Origin of the sequence: Allobosea sp. FBZP-16 (genome assembly GCF_002831785.1) — a bacterium.
Taxonomy (GTDB): Bacteria; Pseudomonadota; Alphaproteobacteria; order Rhizobiales; family Beijerinckiaceae; genus Allobosea; species Allobosea lupini.
This window is the reverse complement of the sequence record NZ_LNCQ01000007.1, coordinates 34,035-57,050: the sequence shown is the minus strand read 5'-3', so window position 1 is coordinate 57,050 and position 23,016 is coordinate 34,035. Positions and strand designations below refer to the sequence as shown.

The 23,016-nt window shown below is 66.9% G+C and carries 22 protein-coding genes and 1 pseudogene; 8 read left to right on the top strand and 15 right to left on the bottom strand.

Going from position 1 to position 23,016, the window contains the following annotated elements; translation table 11 throughout:
• Together CXY91_RS02095 and CXY91_RS02090 are read right to left on the bottom strand one after the other, a co-directional pair.
• A pseudogene (locus CXY91_RS02095) lies at positions 1-319 on the bottom strand (hypothetical protein); the annotation flags it as partial.
• Positions 320-337: 18 nt separating this feature from the next.
• Positions 338-2,161, bottom strand: a complete 1,824-nt coding sequence (locus CXY91_RS02090; protein ID WP_158673232.1) for a sensor histidine kinase — start codon at positions 2,159-2,161, stop codon at positions 338-340.
• A 202-nt stretch (positions 2,162-2,363) separates the two neighbouring features.
• Between CXY91_RS02090 and CXY91_RS02085 the strand changes: the two genes are divergently transcribed.
• Both CXY91_RS02085 and CXY91_RS02080 read left to right on the top strand, forming a co-directional pair.
• The gene (locus CXY91_RS02085; RefSeq protein ID WP_158673231.1) at positions 2,364-2,774 is read left to right on the top strand and encodes a hypothetical protein; all 411 of its coding nucleotides are present in this window, start codon (positions 2,364-2,366) and stop codon (positions 2,772-2,774) included.
• An 89-nt stretch (positions 2,775-2,863) separates the two neighbouring features.
• On the top strand, positions 2,864-3,289 hold the full coding sequence (locus CXY91_RS02080; RefSeq protein WP_091832406.1) for a SufE family protein: 426 nt from the start codon (positions 2,864-2,866) through the stop codon (positions 3,287-3,289).
• Here the strand turns inward: CXY91_RS02080 and CXY91_RS02075 are convergent.
• The 3 genes from CXY91_RS02075 to CXY91_RS02065 all read right to left on the bottom strand — a co-directional run bounded on the left by CXY91_RS02075 (position 3,286) and on the right by CXY91_RS02065 (position 5,120).
• The gene (locus CXY91_RS02075; protein WP_100959107.1) at positions 3,286-4,089 is read right to left on the bottom strand and encodes a DUF6456 domain-containing protein; all 804 of its coding nucleotides are present in this window, start codon (positions 4,087-4,089) and stop codon (positions 3,286-3,288) included. The genes CXY91_RS02080 and CXY91_RS02075 overlap by 4 nt on opposite strands.
• Positions 4,089-4,454: a helix-turn-helix domain-containing protein gene (locus CXY91_RS02070; protein WP_248307316.1), complete on the bottom strand. Its 366-nt coding sequence runs from the start codon at positions 4,452-4,454 to the stop codon at positions 4,089-4,091. Before CXY91_RS02070 ends, CXY91_RS02075 begins: the two co-directional genes overlap by 1 nt.
• A gap of 249 nt (positions 4,455-4,703) precedes the next feature.
• A complete protein-coding gene (locus CXY91_RS02065; RefSeq protein ID WP_091831652.1) occupies positions 4,704-5,120 on the bottom strand; it encodes a Ros/MucR family transcriptional regulator in 417 nt (138 codons plus the stop codon).
• A 398-nt stretch (positions 5,121-5,518) separates the two neighbouring features.
• Between CXY91_RS02065 and CXY91_RS02060 the strand changes: the two genes are divergently transcribed.
• Positions 5,519-7,648, top strand: a complete 2,130-nt coding sequence (locus CXY91_RS02060) for a S9 family peptidase (protein ID WP_100959105.1) — start codon at positions 5,519-5,521, stop codon at positions 7,646-7,648.
• 44 nt (positions 7,649-7,692) lie between these two features.
• Entirely contained in the window at positions 7,693-8,283 is a 591-nt protein-coding gene (locus CXY91_RS02055; RefSeq protein WP_100959104.1) for an Ivy family c-type lysozyme inhibitor, read from the top strand.
• A 79-nt stretch (positions 8,284-8,362) separates the two neighbouring features.
• Here the strand turns inward: CXY91_RS02055 and CXY91_RS02050 are convergent, their stop codons facing one another.
• Positions 8,363-9,841 (bottom strand): hypothetical protein, encoded by a 1,479-nt coding sequence (locus CXY91_RS02050; RefSeq protein WP_100959103.1) that lies wholly within the window; start codon positions 9,839-9,841, stop codon positions 8,363-8,365.
• A 282-nt stretch (positions 9,842-10,123) separates the two neighbouring features.
• On the opposite strand from CXY91_RS02050, the gene CXY91_RS02045 reads away from it, so the two are divergent.
• Positions 10,124-10,723, top strand: coding sequence for a superoxide dismutase (locus tag CXY91_RS02045; RefSeq protein WP_091831660.1), 600 nt, complete (start codon positions 10,124-10,126; stop codon positions 10,721-10,723).
• A 63-nt stretch (positions 10,724-10,786) separates the two neighbouring features.
• On the opposite strand, the gene CXY91_RS02040 is transcribed toward CXY91_RS02045, so the two are convergent.
• Positions 10,787-12,448, bottom strand: a complete 1,662-nt coding sequence (locus CXY91_RS02040; RefSeq protein ID WP_158673230.1) for a methyl-accepting chemotaxis protein — start codon at positions 12,446-12,448, stop codon at positions 10,787-10,789.
• Between the two features lie 171 nt (positions 12,449-12,619).
• Positions 12,620-13,447 (bottom strand): ChbG/HpnK family deacetylase, encoded by an 828-nt coding sequence (locus CXY91_RS02035; protein ID WP_100959101.1) that lies wholly within the window; start codon positions 13,445-13,447, stop codon positions 12,620-12,622.
• Positions 13,448-13,688: 241 nt separating this feature from the next.
• Between CXY91_RS02035 and CXY91_RS02030 the strand changes: the two genes are divergently transcribed.
• Both CXY91_RS02030 and murJ read left to right on the top strand, forming a co-directional pair.
• Complete coding sequence (locus CXY91_RS02030; protein ID WP_100959113.1) at positions 13,689-14,687, top strand: glycosyltransferase family 2 protein; 999 nt, start codon at positions 13,689-13,691, stop codon at positions 14,685-14,687.
• A gap of 97 nt (positions 14,688-14,784) precedes the next feature.
• The gene (murJ, locus tag CXY91_RS02025) at positions 14,785-16,311 is read left to right on the top strand and encodes a murein biosynthesis integral membrane protein MurJ (protein ID WP_100959100.1); all 1,527 of its coding nucleotides are present in this window, start codon (positions 14,785-14,787) and stop codon (positions 16,309-16,311) included.
• 280 nt (positions 16,312-16,591) lie between these two features.
• On the opposite strand, the gene CXY91_RS02020 is transcribed toward murJ, so the two are convergent.
• The 3 genes from CXY91_RS02020 to CXY91_RS02010 all read right to left on the bottom strand — a co-directional run bounded on the left by CXY91_RS02020 (position 16,592) and on the right by CXY91_RS02010 (position 18,670).
• The gene (locus tag CXY91_RS02020; RefSeq protein ID WP_100959112.1) at positions 16,592-17,458 is read right to left on the bottom strand and encodes a branched-chain amino acid aminotransferase; all 867 of its coding nucleotides are present in this window, start codon (positions 17,456-17,458) and stop codon (positions 16,592-16,594) included.
• A 176-nt stretch (positions 17,459-17,634) separates the two neighbouring features.
• Positions 17,635-17,952: an AzlD family protein gene (locus tag CXY91_RS02015; protein ID WP_100959099.1), complete on the bottom strand. Its 318-nt coding sequence runs from the start codon at positions 17,950-17,952 to the stop codon at positions 17,635-17,637.
• Positions 17,939-18,670: an AzlC family ABC transporter permease gene (locus CXY91_RS02010; RefSeq protein WP_100959098.1), complete on the bottom strand. Its 732-nt coding sequence runs from the start codon at positions 18,668-18,670 to the stop codon at positions 17,939-17,941. The genes CXY91_RS02015 and CXY91_RS02010 overlap by 14 nt, the downstream gene beginning before the upstream one ends.
• Positions 18,671-18,795: 125 nt before the next feature.
• On the opposite strand from CXY91_RS02010, the gene CXY91_RS02005 reads away from it, so the two are divergent.
• Positions 18,796-19,410, top strand: coding sequence for a 4'-phosphopantetheinyl transferase family protein (locus tag CXY91_RS02005; RefSeq protein WP_100959097.1), 615 nt, complete (start codon positions 18,796-18,798; stop codon positions 19,408-19,410).
• A 4-nt stretch (positions 19,411-19,414) separates the two neighbouring features.
• Here the strand turns inward: CXY91_RS02005 and CXY91_RS02000 are convergent, their stop codons facing one another.
• The 4 genes from CXY91_RS02000 to CXY91_RS01985 all read right to left on the bottom strand — a co-directional run bounded on the left by CXY91_RS02000 (position 19,415) and on the right by CXY91_RS01985 (position 22,933).
• On the bottom strand, positions 19,415-20,158 hold the full coding sequence (locus CXY91_RS02000; protein WP_091831676.1) for a TerC family protein: 744 nt from the start codon (positions 20,156-20,158) through the stop codon (positions 19,415-19,417).
• A 19-nt stretch (positions 20,159-20,177) separates the two neighbouring features.
• The gene (locus CXY91_RS01995; protein ID WP_244543745.1) at positions 20,178-20,882 is read right to left on the bottom strand and encodes a TerC family protein; all 705 of its coding nucleotides are present in this window, start codon (positions 20,880-20,882) and stop codon (positions 20,178-20,180) included.
• 72 nt (positions 20,883-20,954) lie between these two features.
• On the bottom strand, positions 20,955-22,034 hold the full coding sequence (locus tag CXY91_RS01990; protein WP_100959096.1) for a tartrate dehydrogenase: 1,080 nt from the start codon (positions 22,032-22,034) through the stop codon (positions 20,955-20,957).
• Complete coding sequence (locus CXY91_RS01985) at positions 22,031-22,933, bottom strand: alpha/beta fold hydrolase (protein WP_100959095.1); 903 nt, start codon at positions 22,931-22,933, stop codon at positions 22,031-22,033. The genes CXY91_RS01990 and CXY91_RS01985 overlap by 4 nt, the downstream gene beginning before the upstream one ends.
• Between the last annotated feature and the right edge of the window lie 83 nt (positions 22,934-23,016).

Sequence of the window (23,016 nt, the reverse complement as noted above, 5' to 3'; positions counted from 1 at the left end):
CCGCCTGCGGGGCGGGCGCAGGCTCGGCGACGGCCGGCGTCTCGACGCGGCGCTGTTCGGCCGGTCGCGCAGCAGACTGCGAGGGCGGCGACAGCATCGGGGTGGGATGACGGCCCTTCTGGAACAGCACCGCATTCAGGACGATCAGCACCGATACCGCCGCGAACAGCAGCACGATGAGGCCCCGGCCCGGACGGCGAGCGAACCAGCGCAGCAGCCGCGTCGGCATCGACGGGGCGGCGCGCCGGCCGGCCGGACGGCGAACAGGCATCGACAGCGTCGCATCGGAGCGGGCACGGGCGGCAAGCGTGGCTGACATGGGTCTTGAGCTCTCGGGTCAGGCGGTCAGACGAACGGGTTGCTTGGTGTCGAGGCCACGGCGCGGGGCGCGGGCGAAGGTCGCAATGCGGGCCGGCTCGCTCGCGGCGGCGACGCCGCCGATCGGCAGGCGCACGCCGACGCGGGTGCCGATGCCCGGTGCACTCTCGATGGTGAGCGTGCCGCCATGCAGGCCGACAAGGCCGCGCACCACCGACAGGCCGAGGCCCGTGCCGTCGTGAGCGCGGTCATAGGAGGACTTGGCCTGGAAGAAGGGATCGCCCAGTCGCGGCAGGTCGGTGGCGGCGATGCCGATGCCGGTATCGGAAACCGAGAGGTCGATCATGCCGCCGTCGCGCACCAGAGCGAGCGTGACGCGCCCACCGGGCGGCGTGAACTTGATCGCGTTCGAGAGCAGGTTGAGCATCACCTGCTTGAGGGCGCGCCGGTCGCCGAGCAGCTGCGGCAGGTCCGGACCCACGACGCGTTCGAGCGCGACCGTGCCGCTGCCGGCCTTGAGCGCGACAACATTGCAGCAATCCTCGGCGAGCTCGGCCATGTCGAGCGCATCCTGCTCGATCGTCATCGCGCCGCTCTCGATCTTCGAGACGTCGAGCAGCGTATTGACCACGTCGAGCAGGTGCTGCCCGGAATCATGAATGATCCTGGCGTACTCCTGACGCTGCGCCTGGCTGAACGAAACCGCGAGATCGCCGCTCAGCATCTCCGAGAAACCGATGATCGCGTTGAGCGGGGTACGCAGCTCATGGCTGACCGTCGCCAGGAACTGGCCCTTGACGTCGCTCGACTTGACCGCCTCGACGCGATTGCGCTCGCGCTCCTCGTCGATCGCATGTCGGTCGGTCACGTCGCGGCTGACGCAGACGACGGCGGCGGCGCCGTGCGGGCCGGACTGCTCGATGCGCCGTGCGCTGAGGTCGAGCCAGCGGACGACCGGGCTCGCATTGGCGCGCCCATCGGCTCCCGCCGGGACGAAGAGGACACGAAAGCAGGCGGTGGCCCGGCCGCTGCCATGAGCGGCATCGCTCAGCGCCTTCAGGAAAAGCGGCCTGTCGGCAATGTGGACGCGCTCGAACAGGCCGCGGCCGAAGAGCCCCGCGGGCTCGGCTCCGGTCAGGTTGCGGGCAGCTTCGTTGGCGAAGACGACGGACCCGGCCGCATCATGCCAGGTGACGAGATCGCCGACATGCTCGAGCATCAACTGAGCACGCGCATCGGAAGCCCGATGCTCACGCAACTCGTCATCGCGGCGATAGAGGAAGCCGACCGTGATGAGCGCCGCATGCAGGATCGCGACGCCAGCGAAGACGGGCATCGCCTGCCAGGTCCATGGCGCCGGCTCCGCGATCATCCCGGTTCCCTGCAGGGCGACGACGACGCCGAGACCGATCACTGCGAGCGCACTGGCGCGCGCCACATAAGGCCGGGAGCCGAAGAACATCGCTTCGGCGGGGACTGCGGCCAGCCAGAGCAGCAGCGGCGAGGCAGCGCCTCCGGTCAGGCAGGCGAGCGTGGTGACCAGCAAGGTCAGGGCCGCGCCGGACAGGCAATGCGCGAGATCCAGCCGGCCGGTGCGAGAGAGGAGGAACACCGCCAGCAGCGGCATCGCCATGGCGACGAGCACGAGCAGTTCGAGCGCGCCGATGCGGCCGCGCCAGGCGATATAGGCCGGCATCAGGCTGAGCGCCGCGACCGAAGCGGCCAGCCTGCTCAGCATGAAGCGCTCATGACGCATGCGTTCGAGCGAATCGGCCAGCGCCGATGGATGGACCATCGCCGCGACCTGCGCCCTCACCGCCGTCATCAAATTGGAAAACCGCAACGCGCACCTCTGCCGGCCGTCGGCACTTTCGCCTCGCCTTGTTGAGCCGATCCTCGCGGCTGCCGTTTAAGCGGGGCTTAAGGCGAGAGCGCCGGAAACCGGGCCTTTTGCCGACGACAGCACAAATAGACTTTTCTTTTCAATGAATTGCGAGACCCGCAGCGCGCTTGCCCGCGCCAGGCTGTTGTTCGCGGCAAGGTGAATGGAAGCTGAAGAGGAGACACCGCCTTTGATTCAAATCGATGCTGTCGCCGACACCCGATCTTTCGACCCAGGCGTTATGGTTCGCTCGTCCGTGGGCTTGGGAGCCCGCAACCGGATGGGGACCAAGATGGCTTATCTTCTGCGCAGCATGGCGATCGTCGGCGTGATCGCGCTGAACTCGCCCGTGTATGGCACGAAGAGCGAGCCCGATGCGCTCATGATCGATGCGAAGGCGGCGATCGCCATCCTCGCCAAGATCGATCCGAAGGCGGCGCTGCAAGGCGCTGCCAGCATACGCGAAGCCGCGGAAGTCCTGGCGGGACTGGAGCCGGAGACGCGCGCCCGGGTGCTAGCCCTGGCCGCGAGCGCCGCAACCCGCAGCAGCGAAACGTCGCCGCGACACCGCTGAGGCTTGACCTCGCCGCGCGGCAGGCCGAAGAGCTTCGCCATCCCCGCCCCAGGGCCGGCGGGATGAGCCGGAGGCCGACAGCGGAATTCATGAGCGAGAGCCTCGATGAGATCGTCGCCAATTTCGAGCTGCTTGACGAGTGGGACGATCGCTATCGCTACCTGATCGAGCTAGGCCGGACGCTGGCGCCGCTGCCTGAAGAGGCACACAACGACGCCAATAAGGTGCGTGGCTGCGCCAGCCAGGTCTGGCTCGAGACCAAGAGCGAGGGCGGTCCCGGCGCGGCGACGCGCCTCTCGTTCCGCGGCGACAGCGACGCGCATATCGTGCGCGGGCTGGTGGCGCTCGCCATCGCCATCCATTCCGGCCACACAGCGCAGGAGATCCTGGCGACGGACGCCTTCGCGATCTATGAGCGCCTCGGCCTCGCCGCCCATTTGACGCCGCAGCGCTCGAACGGCGTGCGCGCCATGATGGAGCGGATCAAGAACGACGCCCGCGCGGCGCTCGCCTAATCGCGAGGTTCCGACGGAGCCTGGATCGTCGGGCGCGCATCCGACGCGCGCCAGGCATTGCCCACCAGTCGTTCCTGCTTTGCGCCGAGCCCGTAGTGCTCGACCAGCGCCGACAGCGCCAGCCGGAGCACGACCTTGGCAGAGCGCGCCGGCCATTTGCGCTCGCGCTCGACTTGGTCGAGCCCCTTGAGGAAACCGCAGACATCGATCGCCAGGCCCGACAGTTCAGGGCCGAGGCGCTTGCAGGCGAAGCGCACGCGCTGGCGCGCCGCCAGGCTGGAATCGGAGGCTACCGCCGGCCCGCGCACCGCGGCATGGGTGCCGGCGGCAAGGCCCGCATCCCAGTTGACCGTCACCCGCGGCAGCATCTGCGCCAGGGTCAGATCGGCACGAAAGCGCTCGCCGGCGGCGAACTCGACGGCGGATATCTGCGGCTGCCCGTCCTTGCCCGGACGGCGATGGAGCCAGAGCAGCGGGCTCTCGCGCTCGTCCAGCACGACCTGCTGCGCTTGCCCGTCCACCATCATCGTCGCGGTCGCCCGCGGCCTGTCGGGCTCCGCGTCGGCAAGGCGCAACCGGCGCTTGCCCGCTTCCGTGATCCAGCCGGCGAAGCCGGCCGCGACCAGGGCCTGCGCCTCGGCGGCCTCGACATAGCCGGCCCCTAGCGTGGCTCCACCGGCACCCCGGCGATAGAGCGCGATCCGGCCACAGCCGAGCGGGGATTCGACGCCATAGGCGCCCGGCTCGCTCAGATGCCGCAGCAGGCGAGATGGCGACTGGTCGCGATCGTCAGCGCTCATCATGCAGACTCCGAGGCTAAACCCAGTTGCAGGCCGAAGGCGAAATGCGCCAGCCCTGTCTCGAGCGCTGATACGGCGAGGTCGAAGGCCGGCTGATCACGCCGGTCCTCCACCAGGGCGCAGGCATGGCGCACGGTGGTACGGTCGCGGTCGAAGCAGGCGCCGACCTGCGTCAAAGTCAGGCCGAAGCCGACATGGGTCAGATACATCGCGAGCTGGCGGGCGAAAGCGACCCGGCGCTGGCCGCGCCCGGTTCGAAGGACCCCGGCAGGCAGGCCCATCGCGCCGCAAACCGCGGCTTCGACCAAGCTCGCCGGCGCCCTCCACCGCATCACGTCTGACCGCTTGGCAATCATCATGTTCATGATATGTTCCATTACGGGCATTGCCTCCCCGAATTCAACCGCGACGCTTACAGGTATATATTCCTACACTTCCTCACTGCAAGCCTGAAGTCGCCCATCCCGACAGGCTCCTGACATGTTTGGGTGGAAGGCACCTGGCGCACAGCGCCCCGAAGCCATCGGCGAAGGGAGGTGGCCCCAAAAGAAAAAGCCGCCGGCAATCCGGCGGCTTCACTGCATAGGCGGTGATGCAGCTTGGTCTGCTGTGACTCAGCGACGCTTGCGGCGCTGCTGGCCCAAACCCATCTTCTTGGCAAGCTGCGAGCGCGCCTCGGCATAGTTCGGCGCGACCATCGGATAATCGGGCGGCAAGCCCCACTTCTCGCGATACTGCTCGGGCGACATGTTGTACTGCGTGCGCAGATGACGCTTGAGCGACTTGAACTTCTTTCCGTCCTCCAGGCAGATCAGATAGTCGGCCGTGATCGACTTCTTCACCGCAATGGCAGGCTTCGGTGCCTCGACCGGAACAATCGGGGCGGCACCGCCGACAACACGATTGAGGGCGGCGTGAACGTCGCTGATCAGCGACGGCAAGTCCGATGCCGGGACAGAATTGTTCGACACGTAGGCGGAAACGATATCTGCCGTGAGCTCGATGAAATCGGAACCGTCTTGGTCAGCCATGATGGCGTTGCTCCATTGTTATATTGACCGGTCATAGCGGTGACTGCGCCCAGCTCTGTTTCCAGGCGCGAGCGCCCTCCCTGATCGCCGCCGACGAACGGTCGAATTTCCGCCGGAATAGAATCATGCAAAACGGACCAGCCGGCACTCGTCTAAGCCATACGCTTCAATATCGCAAGTGGCTGGACAAGGATTCGAATACATTCATCGAGACATATTATTGCTTATTTTGCGAGCTTAGATCGTAACCATGACGCTTTGCGCTGCAGCATTTGCGCCAAAAAGTTGTCCTTGTCAGTGTCTACCCCGACCTCTACCTGTCGTCATCGGCAAAGATAGGACGATCGCTATATCGATCGCCTCCTTGGAAATGATCAAACCGAGCCTGGGAACCAAGTATGACTAGCCGAAGCAAGGTCGCCTCGCCGCCGATTGCCGCGGTCCGTCCGCAAAGCCGCGTCGTCCACGGCGTCACCTTGAACGACGATTATGCCTGGTTGCGCGCCGAGAACTGGCGCGACGTGCTGCGCGATCCCGATACGCTGCCAGCCGAGATCCGCAAGCATATCGAGATGGAAAACGCCTGGTGCGATACATTGATGGCGCCGACCAAAGCACTCCAGCGCGACTTGATCAAGGAGATGCGCGGGCGCATCAAGGAGGACGACAGCGAGCCGCCCCAGCCGGACGGACCGTTCCTCTACTACAGCCGCTATCGGCGTGGCGGTGAGCATCCGCTGATCTGCCGCAAGCCACAGGCGAACGAAGGCGGCAAGCCCGGCCGCGAACAGGTCATGCTTGACGCTGACGCGCTGGCCGAGGGCAAGGAGTTCTTCGATCTCGGCGACGCCGAGCACAGTCCCGACCACCGCCTGCTGGCCTGGAGCGCCGACGAAGCCGGTTCGGAGCTGTTCCTGATCCGGGTTCGTGATCTCGCCACAGGCCAGGACCTGCCGGACGCGATCGCCGATACCTCAGGCGAAATGATCTGGGCAGCCGATTCCAGCGCCTTCACCTATGTCGCCCTCGATGACGACCACCGCCCGACGCGTGTGCTGCGCCATCGGCTCGGCACGCCGCAGAGCGAGGACGAACTGCTCTATGAGGAGACCGATCCCGGCCTGTTCGCCGATATCGACCAGACCCAGTCGCGCCGGCTCCTGCTCATCTCCAGCAGCGACCACGAGACCTCGGAGGTGAGCCTGGTCGACCTCGCCGACAAGGCGGGCAAGCCCAGGCTGGTCGCGCCGCGACTGGCGGGCCGCCAGTATAGCGTCGAGCATCACGGCGACGAGTTGCTGATCCTGACAAATGCCGACGGCGCCGAAGACTTCAAGATCGTGCGTGCGCCGCTCAGCGATCCTTCGCCGTCCAACTGGGTCGATCTCGTGCCGCACAAGCGCGGCCGGCTCATCCTCAGCCATATCTGCCTCGCTGGCCGGCTGATCCGCCTGGAGCGCGAGGAGGGGCTGCCGCGCATCGTCATCCGCGACCTCGAGAGCGGGACGGAAAGCAGCATCGCCTTCGACGAGGAGGCTTATGGGCTCGGCGTCGACGCCGGCTACGAGTTCGAAACCGACCGCTTGCGCTTCATCTACGCATCGATGGCGCGGCCAGCCGAGACCTATGACTACGACCTCGCGACCGGCGAGCGCACGCTGGTGAAGCGCCAGGAGGTGCCCTCCGGCCACGATGCCGAGGCTTACGTCGTGCGCCGCATCTTCGCGACGGCCAAGGACGGCGCCAGGGTGCCGGTCTCGCTGCTGCATCGGCGCGATCTCAAGCTCGACGGCTCGGCGCCCTGCCTGCTCTACGGCTACGGCTCCTATGGCGCGGCGATGTCGGCCTCGTTCCGGACGCGTCCGCTCAGCCTGGTCGATCGCGGCTTCGTCTACGCCATCGCGCATATCCGCGGCGGCACCGACAAGGGCTGGGGCTGGTATCTCGACGGCAAGCGCCAGAACAAGCCCAACAGCTTCACCGATTTCATCGCCGCTGGCGAAATGCTCGCAGCCGAGGGCTTCACCAGCCGGGGCCGCATCGTCGCCGAGGGCGGCAGCGCCGGTGGCATGCTGATGGGCGCGGTCGCCAATCTCGCACCGGAGCTGTTCGCCGGCATCATCGCCGAGGTGCCGTTCGTCGACGTGCTCAACACCATCCTCGACGAGAGCCTGCCGCTGACCCCGATGGAGTGGCCGGAATGGGGCGACCCGATCCGGGACGTCGCCGCCTTCCGGACGATCCTGGGCTATTCGCCCTATGACAACGTCAAGGCGCAGGCCTATCCGCCGATCCTGGCGACGGGTGGCCTGGCCGATCCGCGCGTGACCTATTGGGAGCCGGCGAAATGGGTGGCGCGCCTGCGCGCGACCATGACCGGCGGCGGCCCGATCATGCTGCACACCAATATGGACGCCGGCCATGCCGGCGCGGCCGGACGCTTTGATTCGATGAAGGAGACCGCCCTCGCCTATGCCTTCGCCATCACGGCGGCCGGCGGGGGCTGGGATGCCGCTGGATCGAGCTGAGCGCAGTTCCTGCCCGGAAGTGCCATGCCGAGCATCGTCTGGACATGGTGCCGGCTGCATGCATCATCTGCGAAGACTTCAGCCCAGCTCAGGCCCGCTCCATGCTTCGATTCATAGCGATCCTGCTGACATGCCTTTTTCCGGCGGCAGCGTTTTCCCAGGAGCATCCATCCGATCTGATGAAGGAACCCTGGATCAAGGCGAAATGGACGCAAGCGATCAAGGGGGCCAGCTTCAAGAAATGGGACCAATGGATTCCGGGTCTGGGCGGCGTGGGATCGGCGCCGGTCGTCATGCGGGATGCGTCGGGGAAAAGCTGGACAGTTGCCGAGCTGTGCCAGCCGCACGACTGCGGCGACAACAAGCTGGTCGTGATCATCGACCGGCAGAGTCGCGGAATCTGGGGCATGCAATTGACGGCCAACCCCGTCACCCGCAGATATTTCGGTGGTCCGGACGGTGACATGAAGGCGCTGCTGGAAGCCGCGCTCAAGGGCAGCCTGGCCAATGTGCGAGCCCGCGGCCCCGCCACCGTGACACCTCCGGACGCATCGGCCGCCCGGAACGGCCCGACACACGGTGACAGCGACGAAGCCGTCCTCACGGCGCAGCCGGGTGCTGCGACGTCCCGCTGAGCACCTCAGCGTAGGAATCCGATGCTTCGACGAAGGTGATCGCCGTCCGATTAAGGACGAACGGCAATCTGATGCGGATTCAGGCGGATGATACACCCGGTTCGAGCCGCGACTTCTCGCTGGCGAGATAGGTCTTCAACTCGTCCATCGAGGCGAAGACATAGTCGCCATCCGGCGTGCGGGCATGGATCGAGCCGTCGGCGAACATGGTGAACTGCGTCTCGCCGACCTGATAGGCGCCGATCACGCCCTCATTGGACGCCGCGGGCTCTTCGTCCGGCGGAGCTCCGTCCGGCTCGGCTTCGGCCGCTGATGGCTCGGCTGTATCGACAGACGACTCGTCTACCGTCGCAAGCGCTGACTCGGCAGCCAACTCCGGCTCCGGGTCGGGCTGCGAAGGTTCATCCACCAGGGGAGCGGGCTCGCCCTTCGCCTCCTCAGACGGCGCCTTCTCGGCGACCTCGGCCTCGACTTCGCCCAGGGCACCGGGATCGCGCGGCTGCGTCACCGGCGGCCAGGGCCGCGGCGCTATCCAGCTCTCGGCAGCATCGCTGTCATCACGGTCGCGCCGCGGCGGCGCGACCTCCGGCGCATTGACGACCCCGGCGAGCTGATCGCGCAGCGCGTTGAATTCGTCGTCGACCAATGAAGACGATTCCGACCGCGCGGAGTGATCGATCCGCGGCCACCACAGCTGTTCCTCAGAGCTCGCCGCAGGCGCGGTCTGCGGCTTGGGGGCATCGTCGCGCTCATCCTCGCCCAGCCCGGCTTCGGGCTTATCGACCGCAGCATCCGGTTCGGCGGCGTCATCGACCTTCTCGTCAGTCGGGTGCGAGGCCTCGTCGATATCGACGGTGTCCAGGGGCTTGCGCTTGTCCTGCGTGTCCTCGGCCTTTTCGTCCGCCTCATCGTTTTCGTCCCGCTCGTCCGGGCGAACATCCGCGGGGGCGAGATCGAACACCGGCGCGACCGGCGGCAAAAGCCAGTCATCGATGTCGCCGGCCGTGGCGGCGGGCGACTGGGGTGGTTCGGCGAGGACGGTCGAGAGCGGCTCGGCACGAGCGGAACGGGCTCCTTCGTCGCCCTCTGCCCTGTCGGCGGCGTCCGCCGCCTCGATTGCTTTCTTCTCGTCGGGGTTATCCTCAGCCTTGCCGAGGCTGGTCAGCGCACCGACCACTGCAGCAGCACCGGCTCCGGCCGCCAGCGTGGTCGCGATGCCGACAGAACCGGCATCGGGCGCCGGCGCCTTCTCGAGCACTGGCTCCGCAGGCGAAGGCGCGGTGGCCGGCACCGGACGCTCGGCGAGATGCGGCTCGGAGACACGCGGCTCGGACAGTGCCACCGCCGCCACGGCGCCGCTGACCAGCCCCTTGAGACGGCGGACCTCGGCGAGAACCGCCGCGAGCGCGAGCAGGATCAAGCCGGCGACCACCGACAGTCCTCCGAGGATGACCTCAGTGAAGCCACTCTCCAGGACGCGATATGGCCAGCCATCGACTATGGCATAGGCACCGCCCGCCAGCAGCGCGAACCCGAGAACCACGAAAAGCCTGACCAACGCTTGCTCCTTTGGGGCGAGACGAGCTGCGACAGCTTGCCGCCTCGGCGGTTAACCTATCGATACCATCCGGTATTGCCAACCAAACGGCCTGCGCCGGCCCTCCCAACGGAACGCTGGCTGGCCGTGCCGGATTTCTCGGGCCACGGCGGTTGCCGCTGCCGGCCGAGGGGCTTAACTAACAGGCGAATGGCGGGTGTTCCGCCGGGCAATCATTGCCCAAGCGTTGCGTCATTGCAGCCATTCTCACGTCGCGATTTCGACAGCCCAAGGAGAGGCCCCATGTCCTTTACCCTGCCCGATCTTCCCTATGCGCATGACGCCCTCCAGCCCTTTATGTCGAAGGAGACGCTGGAGTACCACCACGACAAGCATCACCTCGCCTATGTCAACAACGGCAACAACGCGATCAAGGGCACCGAATTCGAGGGCAAGTCTCTCGAGGAGATCGTCAAGGGCTCCTATGGCAAGAACCCCGCCGTGTTCAACAACGCCGGCCAGCACTACAACCACCTCCATTTCTGGAAGTGGATGAAGCCCAATGGCGGCGGCAAGCTGCCGGGCGCGCTGGAGAAGGCGATCACCGATTCCTTCGGCTCGGTCGACAAGTTCAAGGAAGACTTCGTCGCCGCCGGCGTCGGCCAGTTCGGCTCCGGCTGGGCCTGGCTCGAGGTCAAGGGCGGCAAGCTCGCCGTCAGCAAGACCCCGAACGGCGAGAGCCCGCTGGTCCATGGCGGCACGCCGATCCTCGGCGTCGACGTCTGGGAGCACTCCTACTACATCGACTACCGCAATCGCCGTCCGGACTATCTCAAGGCTTTCCTGGAGAGCCTGGTGAACTGGGACTACGTCGCCGAGCTCTATGACGGCGCCAAGGCCTGATCGTCACATCGATCAATGAAGACGGACGGGGCCCTGCGGGGCCCCGTCTCGTTTGGTCAAGGCTCAAGCCGCGACGCGCTTGAGGAACTGGTCGACTGTCGAATCGAGCCGCATCGCCTGGGCCGAGACCTCACCGGCCGCCTGGCGGACCTGCTCGGCAGACCGGCCGGTCTCCTCGACGCTGTCGGCCAACACGCTGAGATCACTCGATACCGAGAGGGCCGAGGAGCTCGCCATCGCGACGCCGCTGGCGATCTCGCCGGTGGCGATCGCCTGCTGCTCGATCGAGGTCGCGACCGAATTGGCGAAGCTCTCGATCGCGCCCATACGGGTAGCGATATTCTGGATCGCGTCGACGACCTCGGTGGTCGCGCCCTGGATCGCCCCGACCTGGCTGACGATTCGATCGGTGGCGTCGGCGGTCTGGGAGGCCAGGCTCTTCACCTCGGCCGCGACCACCGCGAAGCCGCGACCTGCCTCGCCGGCGCGCGCTGCCTCGATAGTCGCGTTGAGCGCCAGGAGGTTGGTCTGCGCGGCGATGTCGCGGATGAGGTTGACGACTTCGCCGATCGCCCGCGCCGTCTCGTCCAGCGCCTGGACCGAGCCGGCCGTGTCGCGGGAGGCCGAGGCCGCCTCGACGATCTCGGTGCGGACGCGGCGGACCTGGAACTCGACCTCGCGGATCGCCGCGCCCATTTCCTCGGCCGCCTGGGCGGCGTTCTCGACATTGGCCGACGCGCCTTGTGAATTCTGGGCGGCGCGAGCGGCGCGTTCGGACGACTCCGCCGCGACCCGCGCCAGGCCGTCCGAAGCCTCGCCCATCCGGTCAGCATTGCTCTTGAAGGCCTCGAGCGCGACGCCGACCTCGCCGCGGAACAGGGCGATAGCCTCCTCGACATGCTTCTGGTGGCGATGGCGGTCCGCCTCGGTCGTCAGTTGCTGCTGCTGCAGGCTCGCCCGCTCGGCGAGGCGCAGCTTGAGCACGCCGAGCGCCCTGGCGATCGCCCCGATCTCGTCCTGGCGGCCAACCGCGTCGATCGGCGTGTCGAGCTTGCCGTCGGAGATGCCGACGATCGCGCGGGTCATGCTCTTCAGCGGCCGCATGGTCCGCGACAGCGAGATCCAGAGCAGCGGCCCGAGCACGACGAGCAGGGCGATGCCGATCCCGATCGTCAGGAACTGCTCCCAGGCCGCGCGGGCGACGAGCCGGGTCTTGTCGAAGCGCAGCGCGACATAGCCGATCTGCTTCTTGAAGCTGCCAACCTTCACCGAGAGCAGCTGCGTCACATAGGTCTTGTCCTCAAGCCGCAACGTGTCCTGCTCGCCGAGGAGATTCCAGGCTTCCCGGCCGAGCTGCCGGCCGAGCCCGTTCGGGGTGAACGATAGCCGCGCCTCGTCATTGCGCCCGGCCGAAGCGAGCGCGACCAAATCGTCAGCGACGAAACCCGCATCGAAATCGGGATCGCGCTTCAGCGATTCCAGGATGTAGGTCAGGGTGATGGTGTCGCGCGCCAGGATCATCGGCGGCGCGGCATGGGCGATCATCGCTGTCAGCGCCGCCATCTTCTGCTCGAGATCGCCGCGCGTCTTGGTCTCGTTGTAGCGGGAGGCGGCAATGACGACGAAAGCAATCGCGATGGCGACGATGGCGACCGCAGCCCCGGCGATCCGGCTGCTGAGCGAGCGCGTCACCCTCTCGACCTGGCCGAGCTGCGGCGCGGCCACATACGATCGCGGAGCCCGCGACTGAAACCAGGCCATCACGCTCATCTTCCCACGGACTCCAGACACCGACATTCCCAGGCTGCCGGGACCGTCACTCCGCAAGGTGAACGGACGGGGTAAATTTTCGATTGCAGTCGACGCATCCCGCGCGCGCAGCGACAAGACCTCAGGTCAGGCAATGTCCGCGAAACGGCCTATCCGCAGGCCCGGCGGGGCGAACGCCATCAGCGCCGCATGTTCGAGCGGGCGCGTCGCGACGACAGGATCGAGCGCGACGAGTTCGTCGTCGACATGGCCGGGATGGCACATCACCAGATGCGCCGGCCCCGGCCGGATGAGGAAGGCCTCGAGATCGTCAGCGAAATCGCGCTCGGGATCAAAAGGCGAGAAACCGGAGAAGCCGCGATTGGTCGGGATGCCACGTCGGGCCGCGGCCCGGCGCAGCCCCATGGCGAGCCCGGCGACGGTCAGCGCCTTGCCGACCGCGGTGCCGCGGGCCCGGATCGCCGCGATCGAATCGGAGGGATCGCGCAGATAGACCGAGCCGGCGGGATAGCGCGCCGCCAGCGCGTCGAGCACCTGATGGCGGACGCCGGGCAGGACGTGGACGTGCTGGTGGCCGTCGACAAAATCGGGCGCCCGGCCGAGATGCTGCTCGAAGGCGTCGAGCTGGCGGGCGATCTCGGCCGTAATCTCGGCACGCGCCGCGCCGGAGCGCAGCGCCAGCGGCGCGAGCCCGCCGAGCCTCGGCAGGGTGCCTGATGGCGCGACGGTCGGCATCGGCGAGAGCGGGGCGGCGCAGGTCAGATTAAGGTGAAGGCCGAGATCGGCTTGGCCGGAAAAGGCCGCAAGCTCGCCGGCAAGGCGCGGCCAGTGCGGCCGGTTGGTCATCGCCCCCGTGGCTGAGAGCCTGCCGGCGGCGAGCAGCTCCAGGATCGAGCGGCTGACACCCTCGGTCATGGCGAAATCATCGGCGCAGAGCACGAAGCTGCGGGTCATGCCGGCTGTTACCCCCTATTCATCAGCGCTGGTATATGGAGCCTGCGGTTGGTTCCACAGCCCTAGAGCCCGTTCCGATCAGCTTGCATCGCAAGCTGATCGGCAAAACGGTCTCTAAACTAGAAATGAGAGACGGATTCACCAATCAGATTGACTCAATCTGATTGGATCCGGCTCTAGCCGAGCAACGAAGGTCCCGAAAGCCTTGTCCGCGATTGCGCCCAGCTCCGCCTCCGCCACGATGCCGGCCCTCGCTCCACGGCCGGAGCTCTCGATCGTGGTGCCGGTCTACAACGAGGCCGACAATCTCGCGCCGCTGATCGCGCGGCTCGAGCCGATCCTCGACGCCCATGTCGCCTCCTGGGAGATCGTCTGCGTCGACGACGGCAGCCGCGACGGCACGCTGGCGGCGCTACGGGCCCTCAATGCGCAGGACAGCCGGATCCAAGCCATCTCGTTCAGCCGCAATTTCGGCAAGGAAGTCGCAATCGCCGCCGGGCTCGACCATGCCAATGGCGACGCCGTGGTGATCATGGATGCCGATCTGCAGCATCCGCCGGAGGTGATCCCCGCCTTCCTGGCGAAATGGCGCGAGGGTTTCCTCAATGTCTACGGCCAACGCACCGACCGCGAAGGCGAGAGCGCGCTGAAGCGCAATTTCGCCAAGGCGTTCTACAAGCTCTTCGCCAGCTTCGGCGAGACCGAGTTGCCGGAGGGCGCCGGCGATTTCCGCCTGCTCGACCGGCGCGTGGTCGAGGCGCTGCGGGCCCTGCCCGAGCGGGCGCGTTTCTCGAAGGGTCTCTATGCCTGGGTCGGCTTCCGGGCGACCGGCGTGCCCTTCACGGTCGCCGACCGCGCCCATGGCGAGAGCAAGTTCCGCTTCCGCAAGCTGTTCAGCTTCGCCTTCGATGGAATCTCCTCGTTCTCGACCGTGCCGCTCAAGATTGCGACCTGGCTCGGCGTGCTGATCGCTATCGTAGCGACCCTGACGGGCCTGTATTTCATGGTCCGGACGCTGCTCTTCGGCACCGACCTGCCGGGCTTTCCCTCGCTGATCGTCTCGATCATGTTCTTCTCCGGGATCCAGCTGATCTCGCTCGGGATGATCGGCGAATATGTCGGGCGCATCTTCGCCGAGGTGAAGCGCCGGCCGCTCTATCTGGTCGGCGAGCGGGTCGGATTCGGCAAGCAGGACAACGCCCAACCGCGCGGCGATGAGCTGCCGCCCGGGATCGGGTAGGCGCCATAGCAAGCCCAGTGCTGGACCATCTCCCGCGACGCAGCTATGCGGCTACCTGCAAAGGGGAGCGCCGACCGTGGCGGGCCCGAGTGGCGCGATGCTGAGAAAGATCCTCTCCGTCAGCGGCTTCACGCTGCTCTCGCGGCTGTCCGGCTTCCTCCGCGACACCGTGCTGGCGGCAACGCTCGGCGTGAGCGGGCTGATGGACGCCTTCTCGGTGGCCTTGCGCCTGCCGAACCATTTCCGCGCCATCTTCGGCGAAGGCGCCTTCAACCAGGCCTATATCCCGGCCTATAGCCGCATCCGCGAGCAATCGGGCGAAGCCGCCGCAGCACAGTTCTCGAACCGCGTCTTTTCGCTCAACCTCCTCGTCCAGCTCGTCCTGGCGGGGCTCGCCATCCCGTTCATGCCGGAGCTGGTCCGGCTGCTGGCGCCGGGCTTCGCTGGCGATCCCGCCCGCTTCGACCTCGCGGTGACGCTGACGCGGATCACCTTCCCCTATCTGCTCTTCGTCACGCTGGTGACGCTGCTCTCGGCCAATCTCAACGCCGTCGATCGCTTTGCCGCGGCGGCCGCCGCCCCGATCCTGTTGAATGTCTGCCTGATCGGGGCGCTCTTCGTCGCCTTCCTGTTCCCGAGCGCGGCCCACGCCGCCGCCTGGGGCGTCGCCGTCGCCGGCGTGCTCGAATGGCTGCTGCTATGGATCGCGGCGCGGCAGGCGGGCGTGTCGGCGGCGCTGACCCGGCCGCGCCTCGACGGCGAGGTCAGGGGCTTCCTCAAGGCCTTCGGACCGGCGGTGATCGGCTCGGCCGGCGTGCAGATCGCCCTGTTCGCCGACACGATCATCGCCTCGCTGCTGCCGGCGGGCGCCTATTCGGCGCTGTACTATGCCGAACGCCTCTACCAGCTGCCTCTCGGCGTGATCGCGATCGGTGTCGGCACGGTGCTGCTGCCGACGATGAGCCGCGCCATAGCCAACGGTAACGAAGCCAAGGCGGAAGCGGCGCAGAACCGCGCGATCGCGCTGACCCTGGTCGCTGCCGCGCCCTTCGCCGCCGCCTTCCTCGCCATTCCCGAATTGATCGTCGCGGCCCTGTTCGAGCGCGGCCGCTTCGACGATGCGGCGACGCAGGCTGCCGGCGCCGTGCTGTTCGCCTATGCGATCGGCCTGCCGGCGATCGTGCTGATCCGCGCCCAGGTCTCGAGCTTCCAGGCGCGCGGCGACACGACGACGCCGATGCTGGTCTCGCTCGCGGCCATCGCCGCCAATGTCGGGCTGAAGCTGCTGCTCTGGCGCAGCCATGGCGCGCCCGGCCTCGCCTTCGCCACTGCCGTCGGCGCCTGGATCAATCTCGGCGCGCTCTACGGCCTGGCGCTGAAGCGCGGCTGGACCAACCCCGATCGCGCCTTGCCGCTGCTGATCGTGATCGTCGGCGTCGCTGCCGGCCTTGCCGCGCTGGTCGCCCGGCTGCTGGCCGAGCCGCTCTACGGGCTGCTCATCCGATTCCCTGTCGAGCCACGCCTGATCGCGCTCGCCATCCTCAGCCTCGTCGCGGCAGGGATCTATGGTGTGGTGGCGCTTGGGGGATTGAGATCGGCCGGGCTCTGGCGGCTTCTGCGCTAGCAGCCGCCGTCATTCCGGGATTTCGCTCAGCGAAAAGGCCCGGAACCCATGACTACGACGCGGCTCCCGTACGTCATGCTCGCCCTGGTGGCGATCATCCAGGTTTTGAACACCACATGTGGTCAGCGTGAAAAAGACGTGTATGGTCGGGACAAGCCCGACCATGACGAAGGGGTCGTGTTCATGGGTTCCGGGCTCAGGCCTTCGGCCTGCCCCGGAAAGACCGCGTGGTTCAGCCGGCGATCGATCCTACGCCCGCGTTCAGCCGGGCCATCAGGCCTCAGGCGCCCTTGCTGTGGGCGAACTCCATGTAGAGTTCCCGTGCCTTGCGGAACATCGGGCCGGGTTGCAGCTCGCGATCGTCGATCTTGTAGATTGGCATCACCTTCGAATAGTTGCCGGAGGAGAAGATCTCGTCGGCCTGCTCGAAATCCTCATAGCGCAGCGTCGTCTCCTCGACGGCGACGCCGGCCTGGCGCAGCAGGGCGATGGTACGCTGGCGGGTGATGCCGTTGAGGAAGGTACCGTTCGGGGCTGGCGTCTTCACCACGCCGTCCTTGGCGAGGAAGATGTTGGAGGTGCCGGTCTCGGCGACATTGCCGAGCATGTCGAGCACCAGCGCGTTGTCGAAGCCCCTGGCCTTGGCCTCGCGCAGCACGCGGGCATTGTTGGGATAGAGGCAGCCGGCCTTGGCGTCGGTCGGGGCGTTCTCCAGGGTCGGGCGGCGGAACGCGCCCTTGGTCACCGAAAAACCCTTGCCGGGATCGCCCATCGCAGCCTCGAACAGGCAGAGCGCGAACTGGGTCGACTCGGGGTCGCCGATGATGGTGGACGGACCGTCGGCCTCGGCCCAGTACATCGGCTTGATGTAGAGCGCGGTGCCTCCCGCGAACTTCTTCACGCCTTCGGCGGTCTTGGCGACGATCTGCTCGGCCGAGACGGTCGGCTTCAGGCCGAGCGCGAGAGCGGAGCGGTTCACGCGCGCCGCATGCCGGTCGAGATCGGGCGAGACGCCGTCGAAATGGCGGGCACCGTCGAAGACGCAGGAGGCCTGCCAGGCGGCGTGGGTGCGCGGCCCCATGATGCCGGGATTGCCCTCGCGCCACTCACCGTCGAACCAGGTCCATGTCTGCGAATACCAGGCCATCATGCGCTCCAATCGCCAGTGCTTCTGGCCGGCACCGTCTGCCGCAGGCAGGGCGACGTCAACATGCCCGCCGCATGCCGACGAACGATTGCTGTGATGGATGCGATCGTAGCCGGTGATGGATCGCGGCGGCAGGCGCAACTTCGTTCACAGGCCTGCGCGATCGCGGCCGGGGCTCAAAAGCCTGCGGCCCGCATCAGCGAGACCACCACCATGCCGGTCACGAGCGCCAGCAGTTCGCTGCGCCTGACCACCATGCTGGCGATCGCGGCCAGCAAAGCGAGCCCGGCGGCGAGGCCGAGGCGCTCGATCAGCGGCAGCACGGTCGCGACCACGATCGAGCCCGGCAGGGCGGCAAGCCCGCGCCGCACCCGCGGCGTCAGCGGGATGAAGCTCATCAGCACGACGCCGGAGATGCGGCAGAGATAGGTCGCCAGCGCCATGCCGAGGATGGCGAGATAGGGCCCCCAGCTTCCCGGTTCAGGCGGGGTCATCGAGCAAGGCTCCCGCCACGGCGCCGGAGAGCGCGCCGACGATGATGAAGGCATAGCCGTCGACCAGCCGCGCGGTGACCAGCGCGACGACGCCGGCGATGATCCAGGGCAGCATCGCGCGCTTGCCGCGCCAGAGCGGCACGATCATCGCCGCGAAGAAGATCGGCATGACCATGTCGATGCCGTATCTGCGGGGGTCGGCGACGAGGGTGCCGAGCAGGTAGCCCGGGACGGTCATGGCGACCCAGAGGACCCAGAGCGCAAGGCCGGCGCCAAGGACGACACCGAGATCGCGGCCGCCCTCGCCATGGTAGCGCGTGCCGACCAGCCAGTTGGCATCGGTGAAGAAGGAGAGCTGGAAGGCGGTCACGAACCAGGGATAGCGCGAGAACCAGGGCTGCAGCGACGCGGCCTGCAGGATGGTGCGGGCGTTGACCGTCGCCGTCACGAAGGCCAGCGCGACGATCGCCCCCCAGGTCCATTCCGGCCGCCAGAGCTCCATCGCCACGAGCTGGGAGACGCCGGCATAGACCAGCGCGCTCATCAACACCGCCTCGAACAGGGTGAGGCCCTTGGCCGAGGCGGCAGCGCCGAAAGCGACGGCGAAGACGACGACGCCCGGCATCAGCACCGAGACGCGGCGCAGGCCGAGCCGCATGCCGGCGAGGGTGAGCTGGGCCGCGGCCGGCGGGTCGGAATTGTCGTCGGAGGAAGGCATGCGTCCTCGAACCGGTTTCATTGGCTCACGTCAACATCTTGCAAGCTCCGGGCCTCCATGAGCGCCGCGCAGGGCGGGCCGACCCTCTCCTTTTTCACGCGAGCATGCTGCTCTAGAACCGCGATATGCTCTGGCTCTCCTCCATCGATCAGACCGCCCCTGCCCTGCCCGCAGCCTGGCTGATCGCGACGCAGGCGCAACCTGCGAATCTGCCCGAGCGCTCGGCGTTGCGACGCTCACTCGCCCGCACGCTGCTGGCCCGCCAGTTCGGTCTAGCGGAAGCTGCTGTCGAGATCGGGCATGAGCCCGAAGGACGCCCGCTAATCCTTCGACCGCGCGCCTCAGGCCTGCACCTGTCGCTCGCAACGCGCGCGGGCCTTGTCGCGGTAGCCTTGGCGCATCACTCGGTCGGCATCGATGTCGAGCGGGTCGCACTCGCGAGCGAGCCGCCGTTCGCGATGCTGCATCCGGACGAGCAGCTCTGGCTGGAGAGTCTTCCCGCCTCTGCCAGGCCGCTGGCTTTCGCCCAGCTCTGGAGCGCGAAGGAAGCCTATGTGAAGGCGCTCGGCACCGGCTTCGCGCGGGAGCCCGAGAGCTTTTCGGTGCAACTCGACGGCGCCGAGCGCTTCACCGTCAACGATGACGAGACTGGCCGCCGAGCCGCCGGGGTCATCCGCCTCACGAAAAACGGCGGCCATGAAAGCATGGCCGCCGCGTTCATCATTCTCGATCGAGCCTGATTGTTCAGCCGGGCTGGTCGACCGGCTTCTTCTTCAGGACATAGCCGGCGACGACGACGATCAGCGCGCCGAGAGTCGCCGCCGTATAGAACGGCACCTTGGCGGGCAGGAGACCGATCGGGTTGGTGTCGGAGACCGGCACGCTCACGACCCAGTTCGGCATGTTCGCCTGCAGCCACTGCAGCACCGCCAGGTCACCAAGCAGCATCTCGCCGGCGATCCAGCCGAGCAGCGCCGCGCCGAGCCAGATCAGGATCGGGAAGCGCTCGAGAACCGTCGAGAGCAGGCGGGCGCCGTAGACGATCAGCGGGATCGTCAGCAGCAGGCCGAAGATGAAGAGCTCGAAATGACCGCGCGCCGCGGCTGCGATGGCGAGGACGTTGTCGAGGCTCATCACCGCATCGGCGATGGCGATGGTGCGCACCGCCTTCCACAGGTTGTCGGAGGCCTGGATGTCGCCATGCGCCTCTTCCTCGCCCTTGGCGAGCTTGATCGCGATCCAGAACAGCAGGAGCGCGCCGACGACCTTTAGGAAGGGGACGGCGAGCAGGTAGGTGACGACCACCGCGAAGAGGATGCGCAGGCCGACAGCAGCGCCGGCGCCGAGCAGGATGCCGACCTTCCGCTGCTTCTCCGGCAGCGAGCGCACCGCGAGGGCGATGACGACCGCATTGTCGCCCGAGAGCAGAAGGTCGATCCAGATGATCTGGAGCAATGATGTCCAGAAGGCTGAAGATGAGAAATCCATAGGTCGGTCAGTCCCTGTCTTAAAGGGCCGGATCTGGCCGGCGTTGCTTGAGGAAATAGCCAAGGCCGAGCACCAGAACGGCACCCAGGATCGCGGCGGGATATTCGAGCTGGTGTGCCAGCGTCTCGCCGAGCTTGCCGATCAGCCAGGGATCGGTCTCGAACATCTCACCCGCGACCCAGCCGAGCAGGCCGGCGCCGGCCCAAACCAGGATCGGGAAACGGGTCAGCAGCGAGGTGATCAGCGAGGCGCCAAGCACGATCAGCGGGATCGAGATGATCAGGCCGCCGACGAGCAGCGGGATCGAATCCTTGGCGACGGCGGCGATGGCGAGCACGTTGTCGAGGCTCATGACGATGTCGGCGATGGCGACGGTCTGCACCGCCTTCCAGAGCTTGCTGCTGGCGGCGACAGCGTTCTCGTCGCTCTCGCCATCCTCGATGATCAGCTTGACCGCGATCCAGACGAGCAGCAGCGCACCGATGATGTGCAGGAACGGCATGTTGAGGAGGGAGGCGATCAGCACCGTGAAGACCACGCGCAGCAGCACGGCGACGCCGGCGCCGAGCGCGATGCCCTTGGCGCGCTGCTCGGGTGCCAAAGCCCGGCAGGCGAGCGCGATCACCACCGCATTGTCACCCGACAGCACGATGTTGAGCGCGATGATCTCGAAGAGCTTGCCCCAGAGAGCGGCGTCGAGCAGCGAAAACGTCAGATCAGGCACCTTGGTCCCCTCCTTAAGTCTTACGTCTTTTTCGGCGCCGACCACTGCTTGTGGTCAGCGCCGGCGTCGTCGTCAAGCCAGCGCCTGCTCGATCGCCTTGCCGGCAGCCTCGGTATTGAGGCTGCCGCCGAGATCGCGGGTGCGGGTGCGGGCATCGCCGAGCGCGCGCTCGATCGCCGCCTCGATACCCTTGGCCGCCTCGTGCTCGCCGAGATGGTCGAGCATCATCGCCCCCGACCAGATCTGGCCGACGGGATTGGCGATGCCCTGCCCCGCGATATCCGGCGCCGAGCCGTGCACGGGCTCGAACAGGGACGGGAATTCGCCGGTCGGGTTGATGTTCCCCGATGGTGCGATGCCGATCGTGCCGGTGCAGGCCGGACCGAGATCGGAGAGGATGTCGCCGAACAGGTTCGAGGCGACGACCACGTCGAAGCGGTCGGGATTGAGCACGAAATGCGCGGTCAGGATGTCGATATGGTACTGGTCGACCGCGACATCGGGATAGTTCTTGGCCATCTCCTTCACCCGCTCGTCCCAATACGGCATGGTGATCGAGATGCCGTTCGACTTGGTCGCCGAGGTCAGCTTCTTGCGCGGCCGGCGCTGGGCCAGCTCGAAGGCGTATTTGAGCACGCGGTCGACGCCGACGCGGCTCATCACCGTCTCCTGAATAACGATCTCGCGCTCCGTGCCGGCGTACATGCGCCCGCCGACCGAGGAGTACTCGCCCTCGGTGTTCTCACGCACGACGAAGAAGTCGATATCGCCCGGCTTGCGGCCGACCAGCGGGCCGGGCACGCCCGGCATCAGGCGCACGGGGCGCAGGTTTACGTACTGGTCGAACTCGCGGCGGAACAGCAGCAGCGAGCCCCAGAGCGAGATATGGTCCGGCACCTGGGCCGGCATGCCGACTGCGCCGAAGAAGATGGCGTCGTGGCCGCCGATCTGCTCCTTCCAGTCGTCCGGCAGCATCTTGCCGTGCTTGGCGTAGTAGTCGCAGGAGGAGAAGTCGAACTCGTCGAGCCGGAGCTCGAAACCGTACTTCTTTGCGGCCGCCTCGAGCACGCGCAGGCCCTCGGGCATGACCTCCTTGCCGATGCCGTCACCGGCGATGGCGGCGATGCGGTAGACGCGATTGGTGCGGCTCATGTGTTCTCTCCGAAGAAGGCCGAGAATTCGGCGACGACGAGATCGGGGATCTCCTCCGCCAGATAATGCCCGCCCGGCAGGGCCCGGCCTTGGACGTTTTCCGCGCGCTCGCGCCAGAGGGCGAGCACATCGAAGCACTTTCCGACCGCGCCGCGATCGCCCCACAGCGCCAGCAGCGGGCAAGCGACCTTCTTCCCGCCATCGGCATCGTCATGGGCGATATCGATCGTCGCCGCGGCGCGATAGTCCTCGCAGCTGGCATGGATCATCGCAGGATCGCGGAAGCAGCGCAGATATTCGGCGAGCGCCGCCGGCTCGAACAGCTTCATGTCGGAGGCGCGCCGGCTGGTCCAGTAGAACTCCGGATCGGCGCCGATCATGCGTTCGGGCATCGGCGCCGGCTGAATCAGGAAGAACCAGTGCCAATACGCGCGGGCGAAGGCGTCGGTGGTGTCGCGATACATTTCACGCGTCGGGGCGATATCCAGGGTCGCGAGCTTCAGCACCCGCTCGCCATGGTCGAGCGCCAGGCGGTGGCCAACGCGGGCTCCGCGATCATGCGAGCCGAGGAAAAATCGGTCATGGCCGAGCGCGGTCATGACTTCGGCCATGTCCTGCGCCATGGCGCGCTTGGAATAAGGCGCATGATCGGCCGCGCTCGGCGGCTTCTCCGAATCGCCGTAGCCGCGCAGATCCGGGCAGACCAAAGTGAAGTGCTGCGCCAGTTGCGGAGCGATACGCCGCCACATGATGTGCGTCTGCGGATAGCCGTGGAGCAGGAGCAGCGGCGGCCCCTCCCCGCCGGTGCGAACGCGGATGCGCGCACCTGACGTCGTGACGTCGAACAACCGGAAGCCGGGAAACAGATCGTCCGCGACAGGGAGCTCGACCAGCGACATCAGGCCTCACAGATTGCAACAATCAGAGCCGATACCCGGATTTTCAGACGATTTCGTGCGCCGATTATTTCATAATTCTGGTC

Coding starts and splice junctions, on each gene's coding strand:
- CXY91_RS02085 (WP_158673231.1), top strand. CDS start 2,364: ATGGAAGCTGAAGAGGAGACACCGCCTTTGATTCAAATCGATGCTGTC.
- CXY91_RS02080 (WP_091832406.1), top strand. CDS start 2,864: ATGAGCGAGAGCCTCGATGAGATCGTCGCCAATTTCGAGCTGCTTGAC.
- CXY91_RS02075 (WP_100959107.1), bottom strand. CDS start 4,089: ATGAGCGCTGACGATCGCGACCAGTCGCCATCTCGCCTGCTGCGGCAT.
- CXY91_RS02070 (WP_248307316.1), bottom strand. CDS start 4,454: ATGAACATGATGATTGCCAAGCGGTCAGACGTGATGCGGTGGAGGGCG.
- CXY91_RS02065 (WP_091831652.1), bottom strand. CDS start 5,120: ATGGCTGACCAAGACGGTTCCGATTTCATCGAGCTCACGGCAGATATC.
- CXY91_RS02060 (WP_100959105.1), top strand. CDS start 5,519: ATGACTAGCCGAAGCAAGGTCGCCTCGCCGCCGATTGCCGCGGTCCGT.
- CXY91_RS02055 (WP_100959104.1), top strand. CDS start 7,693: ATGGTGCCGGCTGCATGCATCATCTGCGAAGACTTCAGCCCAGCTCAG.
- CXY91_RS02045 (WP_091831660.1), top strand. CDS start 10,124: ATGTCCTTTACCCTGCCCGATCTTCCCTATGCGCATGACGCCCTCCAG.
- CXY91_RS02035 (WP_100959101.1), bottom strand. CDS start 13,447: ATGACCCGCAGCTTCGTGCTCTGCGCCGATGATTTCGCCATGACCGAG.
- CXY91_RS02030 (WP_100959113.1), top strand. CDS start 13,689: ATGCCGGCCCTCGCTCCACGGCCGGAGCTCTCGATCGTGGTGCCGGTC.
- murJ (WP_100959100.1), top strand. CDS start 14,785: ATGCTGAGAAAGATCCTCTCCGTCAGCGGCTTCACGCTGCTCTCGCGG.
- CXY91_RS02020 (WP_100959112.1), bottom strand. CDS start 17,458: ATGGCCTGGTATTCGCAGACATGGACCTGGTTCGACGGTGAGTGGCGC.
- CXY91_RS02015 (WP_100959099.1), bottom strand. CDS start 17,952: ATGACCCCGCCTGAACCGGGAAGCTGGGGGCCCTATCTCGCCATCCTC.
- CXY91_RS02010 (WP_100959098.1), bottom strand. CDS start 18,670: ATGCCTTCCTCCGACGACAATTCCGACCCGCCGGCCGCGGCCCAGCTC.
- CXY91_RS02005 (WP_100959097.1), top strand. CDS start 18,796: ATGCTCTGGCTCTCCTCCATCGATCAGACCGCCCCTGCCCTGCCCGCA.
- CXY91_RS02000 (WP_091831676.1), bottom strand. CDS start 20,158: ATGGATTTCTCATCTTCAGCCTTCTGGACATCATTGCTCCAGATCATC.
- CXY91_RS01990 (WP_100959096.1), bottom strand. CDS start 22,034: ATGAGCCGCACCAATCGCGTCTACCGCATCGCCGCCATCGCCGGTGAC.
- CXY91_RS01985 (WP_100959095.1), bottom strand. CDS start 22,933: ATGTCGCTGGTCGAGCTCCCTGTCGCGGACGATCTGTTTCCCGGCTTC.